The organism is Streptomyces anthophorae (assembly GCF_049310305.1).
GTDB lineage: Bacteria > Actinomycetota > Actinomycetes > Streptomycetales > Streptomycetaceae > Streptomyces.
Genome location: NZ_JBLWQQ010000001.1, coordinates 7916085 through 7931128, shown reverse-complemented (window position 1 = coordinate 7931128; position 15044 = coordinate 7916085). Strand labels below are relative to the sequence as shown.

Sequence of the window (15044 nt, the reverse complement as noted above, 5' to 3'; positions counted from 1 at the left end):
TGTCTGTTCAGCCCTTGCTTCCTGTGGTGGCGATGCCCTGCGTGAAGTGCCGCTGGCAGACGAAGAAGGCGATGATCATCGGCACGGTGACCACGACGCTGGCGGCGCAGACGAGCTCCCAGCGCATCTCGCCGCCGTCGCCGAACTGGTCGAGGACGGCCTTCAGGCCGCGCGGCACCGTGTACAGCTGGGGGTCGCGCAGATAGATGAGCGGTCGCACGAGGTCCGTCCAGGAGGCCTGGACCTCGAAGATGAAGGTGACGATGAGCGCTGGGCGGCACAGCGGCGCCGCGATCCGCCAGAACAGCGTCCAGTAGCCCGCGCCGTCCACCCGGGCCGCCTCGAACAGCTCGCGCGGCAGGCCGAGGAAGAACTGGCGGAGCAGGAAGATGTAGAAGGCGCTGCCGAACAGGTTCGGTGCCCACAGGGGGACTTGGGAGCTGGCGAGGTGCAGCCAGTTCCACACCATGTACTGCGGCACCATCGTGACGGCGGCCGGCAGCATCATCGTCCCGATGACGAGCGCGAACAGGGCGTCGCGGCCGGGGAAGCGGAAGTACGCGAACCCGAAGGCGACGACGGCGCTGCTGACCGTGACCGTGACGGCGGCCGCCAGGGTCACCAGGACGCTGTTGCCGATCCAGGTGAACAGCGGCAGCGCCTTCCACAGCTCCTGGTAGTTCGACCACTGCACGACGTGCGGGATCAGCGAATTGTCGAAGACGTCGGTGGACGGCTTGAGCGAGGCGCTGATCAGCCACACGAACGGGTAGAGGAAGACGACGGAGGCGAGCAGCACGCCGACGACGCGCAGTACCCGCTTGGCGGACGCCTCCTTCGTGTCGGGTCGCATCGTGAGCTGGGTCATCGCTGGTCACCCTCGTAGTAGACGAACCGCTTGCTGACCTTGGCCTGGATGACCGTGATGACGAGGATCACCAGGAACAGCAGCCACGCCAGGGCGGAGGCGTAGCCCATGTGCATGTACTGGAAGGCCTGTTGGAAGAGATAGACGACGTAGAACAGGGCCGCGTCGCTGCTGTACGACTGCGTGGTGGCGGTGCCGAAGAACGCGGTGTACGCCTCCGTGAACGTCTGGAGCGAGGCGATCGTGTTGACGATCAGCGTGAAGAACAGCGTGCCGGAGATCTGCGGCAGCGTCACGTGCCGGAACGACGTCCAGCGGCTCGCGCCGTCCAACTCGGCCGCTTCGTAGAGGTCCTTGGGGACATTGCGCAGCGCCGCGAAGTAGATGACGACGGTGGAGCCGACCGACCACAGGCTGGTGAGCACGAGACCCGGCTTCACCCAGAAACTGTCGGTGGTCCAGGACGGCCCTTCGATGCCGAAGAACCCGAGGACGTGGTTGATCAGGCCGACGTTGCCGTTGAACAGGAGCAGGAAGAGGATGCCGACGGCGACCGGCGGTGTCATCACCGGCAGGTAGAACACGGTGCGGAAGAACCCGGCGGTGCGGCCGACCTTCAGCAGCAGCATGGCGAGCACGAGCGCGAACGCCATGGCCAGCGGCACCCGGAGGACGGCGAAGATCAGCGTGTTCATCAGCGCCTTCGCGACCTGCGGGTCCTCGAAGAGCTGCTGGTAGTTGGCGAGGCCGACGTTGTGGGTCGAGCCGATGGCGTCGTAGTCGGTGAAGGACAGGATGAGACTGGCGAGCATGGGGCCCGCGGTGAAGACGACGAAGCCGATGATCCACGGCGAGATGAACCCGTACGCCGCCCAGATCTCGCGGCGCCGCGCGCTGCCGACGGCCTTCGGCCTTCCGGTGGCCGGGTCCTGGGCGCGCGCCGCCCGGCCGGACTTCACTCTCTTCGGGGGCTTCGGGGTGAGGACGGACTGCACGCTACTCACGTCCTTCGTTGGCGAGGTCGAGCGCGCTCTGCGCCTTGCGCTGCGCCTGGTCGAGGGCCTGCTGAGGGGTCTGCTCGCCGGAGAGGACCCGGTTCACCGCGGACTGCCAGGCCTCCTTGAACTCGCTGCCCGCCGCGTTGGACGGGACCGCGAAGCCCTTGCGGGAGAGGTCGAAGACGATCCGGGTCGCCTTGTCGAAGGCCTTGTTGCCGGTGGGCTTCCAGACCTCGCGCTCGATGATGCGGTCCGCGGCGAGGTTGCCGGTGACGTCGCCGGTGTAGGGCGAGCCGTTCGCGCGCGTCTCCTTCGCCTTGGCCCGCGCGGCGTGCACCCACGTCTTCGTGGACGTCATCGTCTTGATGAACTCGCAGGCGGCTTGCGGGTGCTTGGCGTTCTTCGGGATCGCCCACCCGAGGCCTGAGGCCCAGTTGAGCGGCTTGCCGTCGCGGCCGCGGAACACGTCGGGCGCGAGGTCGATCTTGGGCGAGGCGCCGGCGAGGACGTTGACGTACCAGTCCTCCATCGGGAACGAGCCGAGCTGTTCGCGCACGAACTCGTTCTTCGCGCCGAACATGTCGAAGGAGTCGCGCAGCGCCTTCAGCTTCCCCCAGCCGCCCTGCGCGTCGACCAGCTTCACCGCGTACGTGAGGGCCTGTACGGCCTTCGGGTCGTTCAGCTCGGCGGTGCGGCCGTCGGCGCTGATCAGGTCGGCGCCGTTGGCCTTGGCCCACATCGGGAAGAACTCGGGGATCTTCGGGTCGAAGCCGATCCGGGTGAGCTTGCCGCCGCTGCGCTTCTGGAGCGTCCGTGTCGCCTGCTCCAGCTTCGCCCAGTTGGCGGTGGAGAACTCGGCGGCACTGGTGCCGTTGTCCTTGAGCACCTTGTCATTGGTGAGCAGCAGCCGGCTGTCGTACGAGTCCGGGAGCGCGTACACCGTGCCGTCGAGGGAGCCCTCGTCGATGGCCGTCTTCACGTAGCCGCCGGTGTCGATGTGCTCGCGCTTCAGGCAGCCGGTCAGCGGCATCAGCGCTCCGCGGGCCGCGTAGCCGCCGACGAGGGTGCGGTCCATGACGACCGCGTCGGGGGCGTCGCCCGCGGCGACTGCGGAGAGGAACTGCTGCGAGTCGAAGGCGCCTTCGTTGACCTGGATGTGCAGTCCGTCGGGGGCGAGCGCCTTGCGCGCCGCGTCCATGCGGTCGCTCGCGAGGGCGTCGGACTGCATGAATCCCATGGTGGTGAACGTGGAGTCGCCGCTGTCGGCCATGCTCACGCCGCCGCAGCCGGACAGCGCCGGCAGCAGGGCGAACGCCGCGGCGAGTCCCGCCGCCTTGCGGCGTATGCGCTGGGGTGGTGCCGCCATCATCTCTCCTTTGAGTGGCTGGCTACACGAGGGTGGGAAGGGGGATGCGGCTCAGATCCACCGAGGTCCCGTCGACCTGTCGCCGGTGTGGCATCGATCCCATGTGAGAACGTAACCACGTCCGGTGCGAGCGTCAACGGTTTTCGGCCGGGCAGTTGCTGGAATTGAGCGGTGGGGCCGGGTGGGACCGGCCCCGCGGGAGTCCGCGGGTCAGTTCTTGGGCGGCGCGGTCGATCCGCGCAGCACCAACTCCGGTTGCAGGACGACCGATTCGGACCGCCCTGCCCCGTCCCGTCCGACCCGGTCGAGCAGCAGCTCCGCGGCCCGCCCACCGAGGTCGAACACGGGCTGCCGTACGGCGCTCAGCCCCGGCTCGACCATCTTCATCCACGCCAGGTCGTCGAACGAGACCACGGAGCAGTCGTCGGGCACCGCGGAGCCGCGCCGCTTGAGCTCCTGCCACACGAGTTCGGCCATGACGTTGTTCGCGGCGAACACGGCGGTCAGGGACGGGTTTCCGTCCAGGAACGCGGCGAGCTGTGCGGCCTGGTCGCCCTCGCCCTGGCTCAGGTCGAGGACATGCCGGCGCGACACGGGCAGACCCGCGTCCCGCAGCGCCGCCCGATAGCCCTTGAGCCGGTTGCGCCCGGTGTCCCACTGGACCTCGTCGACGACGATGCCGATGTCACGGTGGCCGAGCCCGATGAGGTGCTCCACGGCGAGCCGCGCTCCCCGCTCGTTGTCGATGGCGACGGCGTCGCAGCCGCGCACCCCCGACCTGCGGTCCAGCTCCGTGACCGGGACGCCGTGCCCGACCAGGGTCTCGGTGGCACCGCGCGCGACGGGCGTGAGCAGCACCCCGTCGGCCCGCATCGACAGGAAGGCGCGCGCCCCGGCGGCCGCCCGTTCGTCGTCGCCGTGGTCGTCGACCAGCACCATCTGGTACCCGGCGGCGGACAGCGTGTGCTCCACGCCCGCGGCCAGCTCGGCGTAGAACTGGTTGCGCAGGTCGGAGACGAGGACGCCCACGAGGCCGCTGTTGCGGCCCTTCAGGGTGCGCGCCGACACGTCCGGCACGTAGCCGAGCCGCTCGGCGGCGGCCTCGACGCGCTCCTTGATGTGGTCGGCGACATAACCGTGCCCGCCGAGCGCCCGGGAGGCCGTTGAGCGCGAGGTGCCCGCGGCCTCGGCGACATCGCGCAGGGTCGCCCGCGCGCGCCTGCCGCCCGAACCGCCGCCGCGCACCGCTGCCGCCCCGTTCGCCATCAGGCCGTCCTTCCCGTCGCCCCCGCCGGCCCTCTCGGCCCCGCCGCGCCGCTCCCGTGCCGGTCACGTGCGCGCCATCGGGCCCACATCGTCCGCAACGCAGCGTAGTCGATGTCCTCCAGCGGCTCGCCCGTCCGGTCCACATGGGTGCTCAGGTAGAGCGCGGGGACCCCGAGTTCGTCCTTCGTCGCGGTGTAGGCGCGCCACTGCTCCCGGTCGGGCGCGCACCAGTCGTCGGTGTCCACGGGCGTCTCGGGGCAGGCGGCCGAGGCGACGGCGGCGCGCAGCCGCATCTGCGGCACCACGCGCGCGTACGGGTCCGGGTCGTCGAGGCGCAGCATGTCGTTGAGCCGGATCATGTCGGTGACGTCGGCGAAGGCCGCGTGCGGGGTGTGGGTGACCACGAGCGCGTCCGGCTTCACGTCCTTGGCCGCCTCGTACACGACGGCCAAGTAGGCGTGTAGAAGGGCGATCCCCCAGACGTTGCCGTCGTGGCTTCGCAGGCCTTCGCCCGTCGGGGTGTCGGCGGTGAAGTCGATCTTCAGCCCGTCGGCGCCGAGCCCACCGGCCTCCTCGGGCGACAGCATGGTCCGGATGTTCCCGGCGAGGAGCTCGCGGGCCTCGGGTCGGGTGGGGTCGAGGGCGACCGGGCGGCCGTCGGCGGTGCGCACGCACAGCTCGTCGGGGACGCCTTCGGTGGCCCAGGCCCGCCACCACAGGAGGACCTTCTGGCCGCGCGCGTGCCGGTCGGCGATCCACTCCCGGAGCGAAGGCCAGCGGGTCTCGTCGACCCGCCAACTCCCGTACTGGTGCTGCCATTTGTCGTCGATGACGACGGTTCCGGGTACGAGGCCGTGGGCTTCCAGGTGGTCCAGGTGCGCGTCGTACTCGGTCTGCGTGCTCAGCGCGGGGGCCGGGCTGCCGGTGGCGCGCGAGCGGGCCATCTGGGCGCCCCAGCCGCAGAACATCGGCTCCGTCCACCACCCCGGGCGGTCCCCGGGAGCGGTGCGCGGCCGCGCGGCCCAGCCCTCGCGCTCCAGCCATTCGCGGTGGGCACGCAGGCCGCTGTACGGGTCCGGGTGGCCGGGCGAGAGGAGCACGGAGGGCGAGCGGTGCAGGCCGTCGACGCGCGTGTGGCCCTCATGGGCGAGGGCCAGGTGGAAGCCGCCGTCGGAGGGCACGTACGTCAGCTCGGTGAAGGTCAGGGCATCGAGGGGCGCTCCGGCCGATACCGTCCACCAGCCGTGCGGCGCCCCGGCGGCGGCCGGGTCGGCGGCGTCGTCGAGGCGGTCCTCGGTCAGGGCGAGGGCGAGCGGGGCAGGCGTGAAGAACCAGTGCCCGCGGCCGGGGCGGGCGTCGCCGCACACTCCGATGACGGCGCTCTCGCCCGCGCCCCGCGTGAGGCGGCGGGGCGGTCCCGGGTTCGGCGTGAAGAGTGTCCGCCAGGCGTGGCCGCTCGGACGCAGGCCGCCGCCACGGCCGCCGTACGCGGCACGCCCGGCGAGCAGCAGGGCCTGCCGCAGCGCGCCTTCGCCCTCGACCTCCCAGTCGATGACGGGCCCTTCGGGTGTGCAGGTGATCCGGGTGCGGGCGCTGTGCCAGGCACTGCTGCGGCGGGCGATCGTGATCACCGGGTGCGGGCCGGACACGTCCAGTGCGGGGGCCTCGACGGACAGGGTCTCGTCGGTCCGGTCCGTGCGGTCGAAGGCTCCCGCGAGTTCGAGGTGGACGGGGTGGTGCGGCACGGCTGCGTCGGTCGTGCGCAGTGCGGCGGACCGGCCGTCGGGAGCGACGGTCAGCCGCCAGCCCGCGGCCAGGACCCGCACGGCCCCGTCGACGTACGTGCCGTGCACGGCTGTCGTGGTCGTTGTCATCGCACGCTCACCAGTGCTTCCGCCTGCTGCCCGAATGTCATCTGCCCCACCGTCAGGTCCACCGCCACCCGCGCCCGCTCCACCGCGGGGGCGTCGGCGGGCACCCGCAGGGTGAAGCGCGCCTCGGCCACCTCCCGGCCGGACAGCTTCAGTTGGCGTACGGGCGGATCAGCGCGCCAGCCGGGTGGGACGACCAGTTCGAGCCGCGCCGTCTCCGCCCGGGGGAACGGGTTGCGCACCTCGACCGTGAGCGGCACCGTGCCGCCCGGCGCGGGCGCGCTGCGGTACGGGAAGATCCGCGCACCGAACCCCTCCGCCTCGAAGTCGACGTCGCGCGGCAGCAGTTCACGGTGCAGGCGGGCGAGCCGCGCGCCTTCCGCGGACAGCATGTCGAGGTAGCCGTCGCTCACCTCGAACGGCTGCCAGTGCCCGCTGATCATGACCTCGGGGCGAAGCCGCTGGTACAGCTCGGCGCTGCGCACGAAGTCGTCGACGCGGAAGCGGTTGCGGTACTGGTAGTTGAGCAGCTCCGGCTGACCGCCGTCCGGGGTCCACGCGGTGTTCTGCTGGTCCCCCGTGGCGATGACCCGGCGGCCGTCGACGGTGAAGGAGTAGGCGGCCGCGTAGAGGGTGTGGCCCGGCAGTTCGTGGACGCCGATCTCGTACTCGCGCCAGCGCACGGTGCCGTTGTCCGGCAGCGCCCGGTCGACCGGGATCGGGTCGTACCAGAGGCAGGGCAGGTCCCAGCGGGCGGGCGCGGCGAGCACGGGGGCGATGTGGCCGGGGGCCCAGACCTGGGTGCCGTGCACCTCCCGGAGGAGGTTGAAACCGGCGACGTGGTCGTCGTGGTAGTGGGTCGGCAGGGCGACGTCGACGCGCTCGATGCCGTGGTCGCGGCGCAGCGCCTCGATCGAGGCGAGCAGCGGCCGGCGGGAGGAACGGTCGTGGCCGCCCGGCAGGCCGGTCGTCAGGTCGAAGCCGAAGTCGATGAGGAGGGCGGTGCCGCTGTCGGAGAGCAGGGCGTAGGAGTTGGCCATGCTCGTGGCGTTGCGCAGGAGATGCGGGGTGACCGGCTTCCAGGGGCTCGCGAGCATCGGCTCGGGCTCCCAGGGGGCGGCGCGTCGCATGTCGATGAGCTCTTGGAGGTGGGTGCGCAGGCGGGTCACCGCGGCGGGCGGGTCGGTGACCGTTTCGCCGTGGGAGGGGAGCAGCAGGTCCGGTGCGTGGTCCAGGAGTTGGATGCAGGAGAGGATCGTCGCCGCGGCGCCCTCCACCCCCGCGTTCGGATGCCATCCGGTGTACGCCCACTGCGTCGCGGCGAGCGACCACACGCGGCCTTCGCCGTGGATCAGGTCGCCGGTGAAGGCGAGGCGGTGGTCGTTGACGTCCACGAGGTAGCCGACCGAGCCGACCGTGTGGCCGGGCAGCGGCAGCGTATGGATGTCGAACGCGCCGTACCGGGCGGTGCGGTACTCGGCGACCGTGCCGGTGACCGGGACCTGGTTCAGGAGCGAGAAGCGGTCCTGGCGCACGTCGTAGTCGTTGTCCAGCGGGCGGGTGCGCCAGTGTTCGTCGACCGCGTCGATCAGGTCGCGCTCCACCGGGGGGACCCAGATGCGGATGCCCTCGCGGGCGGCGCGGGCCAGGCCCTGGACCTGGTCGCGATGGTGGTGGGTGACGAGGATGTCGGTGACCCGGTCGATCCCCAGGGCGGCGAGTTCGTCGAGGACCCGGCCGGTGCCGAAGTCGATGAGGACGGCGTCGTGGTTGGACCGGAGTACGTAGACGTGGCACGTGTCTTCGAAGCGGAAGACGTCCTCGGTTATCCGACTGTGTGGCATCGATCCCATGTGGGAACGGTGCCACGTGGGGGTCTGCGGGTCAATGGGTTCGCTGCGGCGGGGTTACGGTTGCGGGGCTCTGCCCCGGACCCCGCTGCTCAATCGCCGCAGGGGCTTGATCGGGCCAGTAGGCGTTGCAGGTGGAGGCCCCTGTGCGCGTCCAGGTCGCCGGAGACACCCGTCCGTACCGATTCCGCGAACTCCCTTCGCAGCACCGGCCAGCACTCCTCGTGGTCGATCTCCGCCGTGTCGTAGATCAGTTCCGGGCCGGAGCCGAAGAGTTCGACGCGGGTGAGGGCGCGGTCGCGGGACACGGTGCCGGACAAGGACGCCTGGCTCACCGCGCCGTTCTCGTGTTCGCAGGTCAGCTCCAGCCAGCGGCGGGAGTCGCCCGTGGCGCGGATCGAGGCGATCGGGCCCACCGCCGCGTCGAGGAGGTCGAGGAGGTGCGGGCCCAGGTCGTAGAGGGCGCCGTGTTCCAGGCGCCAGGACGTGGCGAGGTCGCCGCCCAGGAAGGCTCCGTGGAGGTAGCAGGAGCGGGCACCCGTCACCTCGGTCTGCCGCGCCTGTTCGATGAAGCGGCGCGTCGTCGGGTGGTAGCGCTTCGTCAGGACGAGCTGGGAGACGACGCCCGCCTCGTCGATGGCGTCCACGAGGCGCTCCGCGGACGGCAGGTCCAGTGCCAAGGGCTTCTCCAGGAGGAGGGCCTTGCCCGCCTTTGCCGCTCGCGGTGCCAACTCCGCCTGCACGGAGGGCGGTACGGCGAAGGCGACCGCCTCGCAGTGGTCGAGGAGTTCCTCGAAGCTGCCCGCCGCCGTCGCGCCGTAGGGTTCGGCTGTCGCGCGGGCCGCGTCCGCGCGACGGGCCCAGACGGCGGTCAGTCGCGTCTCCGGGCCCGCGGCGAGCATCCGGGCGTGCATGGTGCGGGCCCAGGGCCCGGCGCCGACGAGTGCGACCCGGACGGGGTCGTGGGGCCATGCGGCATTGTCTGTCACGGGGTTCCTTGCGGTTCTTCTCGTGCGGTTCGGGCGTCGTCGGATGTGGCGAGCGCGCGCAGCCGGGCGTCCGCGCGTTCGGGTGCGTAGAGGACGTCGACGACCATCGCCGCCGCGCCGATGAGGCCCGCGTGGTCGCCGAGCCGGGAGGTGACGACGTCGAGGTGGGCGGTGGTGCGCGGCATCGCGCGCTGGTAGAGGAGTTCGCGCACGCCGGTGAGGAAGGGGATGCCGGCCAGGTCGCCGGCGAGCATCAGGACGCCCGGGTTGAGCAGGGTGACGACGGTGACCAGGACCTCGCCCGCGCGCTGTCCCGCCTCGCGGGCGAGGCGGACCGCGTCGGGATCGCCCTGTTCCAGGAGGGCCTTGACGTCGGCGCCCGAGGCGACCTCCATGCCCTGGTCGGAGAGGCCCTTGGCGAGCGCGCGGCCGCTGGCCACCGCCGCCAGGCAGCCGTAGGACCCGCACATGCACAGCGCGTCCGGCTTGTCGTGCAGCCTGATGTGGCCGATGTCGCCGGCCCCGCCGTCGATGCCGCGGAAGATCTCGTTGTTGACGACGACACCGGCACCGATGCCCGTGGACACCTTGATGAGGACGAAGGCGGCGCAGTCGGGGTGGCCCGCCTGCTGTTCCGCCAGTGCCATCAGGTTGGCGTCGTTGTCGACGAAGACGGGGACCGTCCGGCCGGTGGTGTCCTCCAGGGAGGCGCCGACGTGCTCGGCGTACGCCTCTCGCATCCGTTCCCTGATGGGGAAGCGGTCCCAGCCCGGCATGATCGGCGGCTGGACGACCTGGCCCGTCTCCCAGTCCACGGGGCCCGGCACCGACAGACCGATGCCGCAGATCCGCCCCGCCGGGATGCCGGACGTCGCGAGGAGGTCCGGGAAGCAGCGGGCCAGCCGGTCGAGCACCCGGTCGGGCCCGTCGCCGATGTCGAGGTCGACGGTCAGCTCCGCGAGGACCGTGCCCCCGAGGTCGAGCACGGCCACGCGCGCGTACCTGGTCTCCAGGTCCACCGCGAGGACGGCCGCGTGGCCGGCGTCGAAGACGAGGCGGTGCGAGGGCCGGCCGCCGGTGGACGTGCCGGTGTCCTGGCGCAGCCAGCCCGCCCGGTCGAGTTCGTCGAGGCGGAGCCCCACCGTCGAACGGGACAGGCCTGTCGCGCGTTGCAGCTCGGCGCGGGTCGTGGCCTGGCCGCCGCGGATCAGTTGCAGCAACCGGCCCGCGCTCGCCGGACTTGGCGTGCTCATCGTCTTCTTCCCCCTGTTCACCTGGGTCTTCTCCCGGTCAGCTCTTGTCCGCGCCGGCGGTGAGACCTTCGGTCAACAGGCGTTCCGCGGCGAAGAACAGGATTACCACGGGGATCGTCAGCACCACGGACCCGGCCATGAGGACCGTCTTCGACACCTCGATGCCGTTGGACAGCTGGGCGAGGCCGAGCGACACCGTCCACTTGGCGGGGTCGGCGGCCAGGAAGAGGAGCGCGAAGAGGAATTCGTTCCACGCGATCATCAGGACGTACAGGCCTGTCGCCATCAGGGACGGCAGGGCCAGCGGGAGGATGACCTTGCGGACCGTCTGGAGTCGGCTGCATCCGTCGAGGGCCGCCGCCTCCTCGATCGAGTACGGGATCGTGACCAGGTAGTTCTTGAGCATGTAGATCGCGACGGGCACGGTCTGCGCCACGTAGACGATCGCGAGGCCGACCAGGCTCGACGACAGGCCGATCTTCGCGAACATCACGAACAGCGGGACCGCGAGCAGCGTCGACGGGAACATGTACACCGCGAGGAACAGCGCGCTGACCTGGCGGTTGCCGAAGAACTTCAGGCGGCTGATGGCGTACGCGCCGGGGACCGCGGCGAGCAGGGTCAGCAGGACCGTGCCGAGCGAGACCAGGGCCGAGTTGCGCAGGAGCTGGAGGAAGCCCTGGCCGCCGTCGTCGGTGGAGCGCAGCACCTCGGTGTACGTGTCGAGGGTGAACTGCTTGGCCGACACCCACAGCGAGCCGGGGTCGAGGAGCAGCGCGTCGATCGGCTTCACCGACAGCAGCAGCATGTAGTAGAAGGGCACGATCGTGATCAGCGCGAGGAACGCGATGACCACCCAGCGTGCGACGCCGAAGAACCGCTCCTCGAACTGCGCGCGCGTCATGGTCCGCTTGCCGGGACCCGTATGCGTGCTGGTCACGACTCCTCCTGGACCTTGTTGCCGAAGAACTTGAAGTACAGGCCCAGCAGGACCATGAGGGCGACGGCCAGGACGAGGGCCTGGGCGGCCGCGGCGCCGACGTCGTAGCGCGAGGTCAGGAAGTCGTAGACGCGCACCGCGGCGACGTCGGTGCCTGCGCCGCCGCCGGTCAGCAGGTAGACGTCGTCGAACTTGTTGAACGTCATGATGAAGCGCAGCACGCACAGCAGCGCGATGACCGGCATCAGCTGCGGCAGCATGACGTGCCGGAAGCGCTGGGTGGGCGTGGCGCCATCGACCTTCGCGGCCTCCTCCAGGCCGTCCGGGACCGCCTGGAGGCGGGCGAGGATGAAGAGGAAGGCGAAGGGGAAGTAGCGCCAGCACTCGAAGGCGATCACCGTGAGCAGCGCGAGCGGGATGTCGAAGTGCACGCCGAGGAAGTGGACTTCGTAAGCGCGCGTGGACAGGAACGCGATGGGGTCGTCCCAGCCGAAGAGCTTCTGGCCCCACTCGTTGACGATGCCGTACTGCGGGCTGAGCGCGACCTCCCACACGAAGGCGACGGCCACGACCGGCGCCACGTACGGCAGCAGCATCGCGGCGCGCAGCAGGCCGCGCCCGCGGAAGGGCTTTCGCAGGGCGAGCGCCGCGATCAGGCCGAGGGCGACGGAGCCGAAGGTGGCGCCGACGGTGTAGAGGAGCGTGGTGCCGAGGCTGGACCAGAAGCCGGCGGAGTCGAAGACCTGCGAGAAGTTGCGCAGGCTCCAGTTGCCGAACAGGCCCATGCCCTGGATGTCGACGAGCTTGGCGCGCTGGAAGGCGAGCAGCACCGTCCACAGGATCGGCAGCACGACGACGACGAGGACGACGAGGAAGGTGGGGCTGACGAAGGCGAGGCCCGCGCGGTTGGTGCGGCGGCTCGCGGTCATGGGCCTGCGGGGGCGGCGGCCGGTCGAGTTCGGTGATCCGTCCGGCGGGGTGCGGCGCTGCGTCGCGCCGGTGGTGGCGGTAGTCATGGCGAGGCTTTCGTCGGTGCGGCGGAGTGGCTACTGAAGCGACTTCTTCAGGGCGGCGACCTCTTCCTCGGCCTCGCGCGAGGCCTCGCGGGGTGAGGTCTGGCCCGCGGTCATGGCGCCGATGGCCTTCGGTACGGGCAGTTCGCCGTTGGTGGCGCCGACCAGTGCGCCCTCGCCCTGCTCGATGCCCCAGCGGCGCAGGTCGCCGATGCCGCCTGCCAGCTGGTCGAGCACCCGCGGCGAGTAGACCTCGTCGAGGGGCTTGCGCTCGCCGACGCCGATCCTGCTGTGCCGCCAGGCGGCCATGTACTTCTCGGGCTCGGCGGCGGTGCCCCGGCGGACCGGGATCTTGCCCTCGGGGGCCTGGCCGAACCAGGACTCGTAGCCGCTGCCCATCATGTACTCGATGAACTCGCGGGAGGCGTCCGTCTCGGCGGTCTTGGTGGTGACCCAGGAGGTGATCTCGCCGAACTGCGCGGCCTTGTTCGCCTCCGTGCCCTTGAGCGCGGTGACGATGCCGGTGTTGTCGGCGAGGAACTGCTTGTCCTTGCCGCCGCACTGCGGGCAGCTGGGCAGGGCGTCCTTGCGCAGGCCCGCCAGCTCGTCGAGGAGGAACGAGGACCAGATCATCATGGACGAGCGGCCCGCGAAGTAGGTGGCGCGCGTCGAGTCGACGGTCTGGGTGCCGGGGGCCCCGTACTCGCGCGCCAGCTGGTCGTAGGTGTGGAAGGCCTTGACGCACTGCGGGGAGCCGAGGGTGACCTTGCCGTGGTCGTCGACGAGCTGACAGCCGCCCGCAAGGGCGAGGCTCTCGAAGCTCTGCGAGGTGAAGACGTCCGAGGGGTCGGTGGCGGCGGAGACGCCGTCGTGCCCCTTGGTGGTGAGCTTCTTGGCGGCCTTCACGAGCTTGCCGTACGTGTCCGGCTTGCCGAGGCCCGCCTTGGCGAAGTCGTCCTTGCGGTAGACGAGGAGCTGTAGCCAGGCGTCGGAGGGGACGCCGAGGTTGACCTTGCCGTCGCTCGTGAGCTTGAGGGCGTTCTTGTCGAACGTCCCCCGCCCCAGCTTCTTGACGATCTGCCGGGGTATGTCCGTGTTGAGCAGGCCGTTGCTGTACATCTGCCAGGTCTGCCCCATGGGCGCGGCGCCGATCACGTCGGGCAGATGCCCCGATGCCGCCGCGGACATGATGAGTTGGGGCATCTGCCCCTCGTCGACGCCGACGAGATGCACCTTGACGCCGGTCTTCTTCTCGAAGCCGTCGATGATCTTCTGCGTCGCCGCGACCCGGTCCGGGAGGTTCTCCTGGGACCACACGGTGATCTCACGGTCCGGTGTGCCCGGCCCCGTACTGCTGGAGCAGCCGGTGAGCAGCCCTATGCCCAAGGCTGCCGTGGCGCCGACCGCGGTCGCCCTCGACCGTCGCGTCCTGGTGCGCATTGCCCGTCCTCATCGCCGACTTACGTCTATCAAGCACGCATCTCAGCACTACTTTTGCCTGTTGACAAGACATAAGTTGCGGATATTGTCGACTCAACCAACAGGCACACCACCCTTTTCGGAGCCGTCCGTGGAACGCGTCGTTCAATTCACAGGTCCCCGCCAGGTGGAGGTGGCCGAGCACGAGAGCCTGGAGCTGCCGCCGGGCCACCTGCGCGTCCACACCCGCTACTCGGGCATTTCGGCCGGCACGGAGCTGACCGCCTACCGCGGCACGAACCCCTACCTGACCCGGACCTGGGACGCCGAGGCCCGCCTTTTCCGCGACGACGAGGCGGGCATCTCGTACCCGGTCGTCGGCTGGGGCTACTCCGAGGTCGGCGAAGTCACCGAGGTCTCCCCCGAGTTGGCCGATACGCCCGGCATGCCCGAGGTCGGCGACCTCGTGTGGGGCATCTGGGGCCACCGCAGCGAGGGCATCGTCCCGGCCGAGCGCATGATCGGCCACACCCTCCCGGCGGGCCTCGAACCCCTCGCCGGCGCCTTCGCCCGGGTCGGCGCCATCGCGTACAACGCCGTCCTGGCCGGCGGGATCAACCTCGGCGAGGACGTCGCCGTGTTCGGCCAGGGCGTCATCGGCCTGATCGCCACCCGCCTCGCCCAGCTCAGCGGCGCCCGCGTCACCGCGGTCGACGCGATGGACACCCGCCTGGAATCCGCGAAGAAGTACGGCGCCCACGCCACGCTCAACGCCCGCACCGACGCCGTCGCCGAGCGCATCCGCGAGGCCACCGGGGGCCGCGGCACCGACCTCGCCATCGAGATCAGCGGTGTCTACCCCGCCCTGCACCAGGCCGTGCGCTCGGTGACCGTCGGTGGTCGCGTCGTCGCCTCCGGCTTCTACCAGGGAGACGGCATCGGGCTGCGGCTCGGCGACGAGTTCCACCACAACCGCGTGGAGATCGTCTGCTCGCAGATCGGCGGAGTGCCCTCCCAGCTGTCCGGCCGCTGGACCGTGGAGCGCCTCCAGCAGACCTTCCTGCGGCTCGTCGCCGAGGGACAGGTGGACGTGGAGTCCCTCGTCAGCCATGTCGTCCCGGTGGCGGACGCCGCCGACGCCTACGTGCTGCTCGACGAGCGCCCGGCCGACGCCCTCCAGGTCGTCCTGGAATTCTGAGAAGTTTCGAGAC

At 70.7% G+C, this 15044-nt stretch carries 12 protein-coding genes; 1 reads left to right on the top strand and 11 read right to left on the bottom strand.

Translation table 11 applies throughout. The features are described 5' to 3' along the window. Nucleotides 1-7 precede the first annotated feature (7 nt). From ACNYS0_RS35995 to ACNYS0_RS35945, 11 genes are all read right to left on the bottom strand, one after another. Entirely contained in the window at nucleotides 8-868 is an 861-nt protein-coding gene (locus tag ACNYS0_RS35995) for a carbohydrate ABC transporter permease (protein ID WP_422479860.1), read from the bottom strand. Continuing rightward, nucleotides 865-1872, bottom strand: a complete 1008-nt coding sequence (locus ACNYS0_RS35990; RefSeq protein WP_422479858.1) for a carbohydrate ABC transporter permease — start codon at nucleotides 1870-1872, stop codon at nucleotides 865-867. Before ACNYS0_RS35990 ends, ACNYS0_RS35995 begins: the two co-directional genes overlap by 4 nt. Continuing rightward, nucleotides 1865-3232 carry an extracellular solute-binding protein gene (locus tag ACNYS0_RS35985; RefSeq protein ID WP_422479856.1) on the bottom strand — a complete coding sequence of 456 codons (1368 nt, stop codon included), beginning with the start codon at nucleotides 3230-3232 and terminating at the stop codon, nucleotides 1865-1867. The genes ACNYS0_RS35990 and ACNYS0_RS35985 overlap by 8 nt, the downstream gene beginning before the upstream one ends. Nucleotides 3233-3442: 210 nt before the next feature. Next, nucleotides 3443-4498: a LacI family DNA-binding transcriptional regulator gene (locus tag ACNYS0_RS35980; RefSeq protein ID WP_422479854.1), complete on the bottom strand. Its 1056-nt coding sequence runs from the start codon at nucleotides 4496-4498 to the stop codon at nucleotides 3443-3445. Continuing rightward, nucleotides 4498-6372: a hypothetical protein gene (locus ACNYS0_RS35975; RefSeq protein WP_422479852.1), complete on the bottom strand. Its 1875-nt coding sequence runs from the start codon at nucleotides 6370-6372 to the stop codon at nucleotides 4498-4500. Before ACNYS0_RS35975 ends, ACNYS0_RS35980 begins: the two co-directional genes overlap by 1 nt. After that, nucleotides 6369-8222, bottom strand: a complete 1854-nt coding sequence (locus ACNYS0_RS35970; protein WP_422479850.1) for an MBL fold metallo-hydrolase — start codon at nucleotides 8220-8222, stop codon at nucleotides 6369-6371. The genes ACNYS0_RS35975 and ACNYS0_RS35970 overlap by 4 nt, the downstream gene beginning before the upstream one ends. An 89-nt stretch (nucleotides 8223-8311) precedes the next feature. Next, nucleotides 8312-9208 carry a Gfo/Idh/MocA family protein gene (locus ACNYS0_RS35965; RefSeq protein ID WP_422479848.1) on the bottom strand — a complete coding sequence of 299 codons (897 nt, stop codon included), beginning with the start codon at nucleotides 9206-9208 and terminating at the stop codon, nucleotides 8312-8314. Further along, a complete protein-coding gene (locus ACNYS0_RS35960) occupies nucleotides 9205-10461 on the bottom strand; it encodes an ROK family transcriptional regulator (RefSeq protein ID WP_422479846.1) in 1257 nt (418 codons plus the stop codon). The genes ACNYS0_RS35965 and ACNYS0_RS35960 overlap by 4 nt, the downstream gene beginning before the upstream one ends. 37 nt (nucleotides 10462-10498) lie before the next feature. Further along, nucleotides 10499-11365, bottom strand: a complete 867-nt coding sequence (locus tag ACNYS0_RS35955; protein WP_422482865.1) for a carbohydrate ABC transporter permease — start codon at nucleotides 11363-11365, stop codon at nucleotides 10499-10501. Nucleotides 11366-11397: 32 nt separating this feature from the next. Beyond that, nucleotides 11398-12417, bottom strand: coding sequence for a carbohydrate ABC transporter permease (locus ACNYS0_RS35950; protein ID WP_422479844.1), 1020 nt, complete (start codon nucleotides 12415-12417; stop codon nucleotides 11398-11400). Between the two features lie 30 nt (nucleotides 12418-12447). Further along, complete coding sequence (locus ACNYS0_RS35945; RefSeq protein ID WP_422479842.1) at nucleotides 12448-13854, bottom strand: ABC transporter substrate-binding protein; 1407 nt, start codon at nucleotides 13852-13854, stop codon at nucleotides 12448-12450. 130 nt (nucleotides 13855-13984) lie between these two features. Here ACNYS0_RS35945 and ACNYS0_RS35940 point away from each other — a divergent pair, with 130 nt between their 5' ends. Next, nucleotides 13985-15031 (top strand): zinc-dependent alcohol dehydrogenase, encoded by a 1047-nt coding sequence (locus ACNYS0_RS35940; RefSeq protein WP_422479840.1) that lies wholly within the window; start codon nucleotides 13985-13987, stop codon nucleotides 15029-15031. The last annotated feature ends 13 nt before the right edge of the window (nucleotides 15032-15044 follow it).

Excerpts from the sequence above, each read along its gene's own strand:
- ACNYS0_RS35995 (WP_422479860.1), bottom strand. The coding sequence starts at position 868 with ATGACCCAGCTCACGATGCGACCCGACACGAAGGAGGCGTCCGCCAAG.
- ACNYS0_RS35985 (WP_422479856.1), bottom strand. The coding sequence starts at position 3,232 with ATGGCGGCACCACCCCAGCGCATACGCCGCAAGGCGGCGGGACTCGCC.
- ACNYS0_RS35980 (WP_422479854.1), bottom strand. The coding sequence starts at position 4,498 with ATGGCGAACGGGGCGGCAGCGGTGCGCGGCGGCGGTTCGGGCGGCAGG.
- ACNYS0_RS35975 (WP_422479852.1), bottom strand. The coding sequence starts at position 6,372 with ATGACAACGACCACGACAGCCGTGCACGGCACGTACGTCGACGGGGCC.
- ACNYS0_RS35970 (WP_422479850.1), bottom strand. The coding sequence starts at position 8,222 with ATGGGATCGATGCCACACAGTCGGATAACCGAGGACGTCTTCCGCTTC.
- ACNYS0_RS35960 (WP_422479846.1), bottom strand. The coding sequence starts at position 10,461 with ATGAGCACGCCAAGTCCGGCGAGCGCGGGCCGGTTGCTGCAACTGATC.
- ACNYS0_RS35955 (WP_422482865.1), bottom strand. The coding sequence starts at position 11,365 with ATGACGCGCGCGCAGTTCGAGGAGCGGTTCTTCGGCGTCGCACGCTGG.
- ACNYS0_RS35950 (WP_422479844.1), bottom strand. The coding sequence starts at position 12,417 with ATGACTACCGCCACCACCGGCGCGACGCAGCGCCGCACCCCGCCGGAC.
- ACNYS0_RS35945 (WP_422479842.1), bottom strand. The coding sequence starts at position 13,854 with ATGCGCACCAGGACGCGACGGTCGAGGGCGACCGCGGTCGGCGCCACG.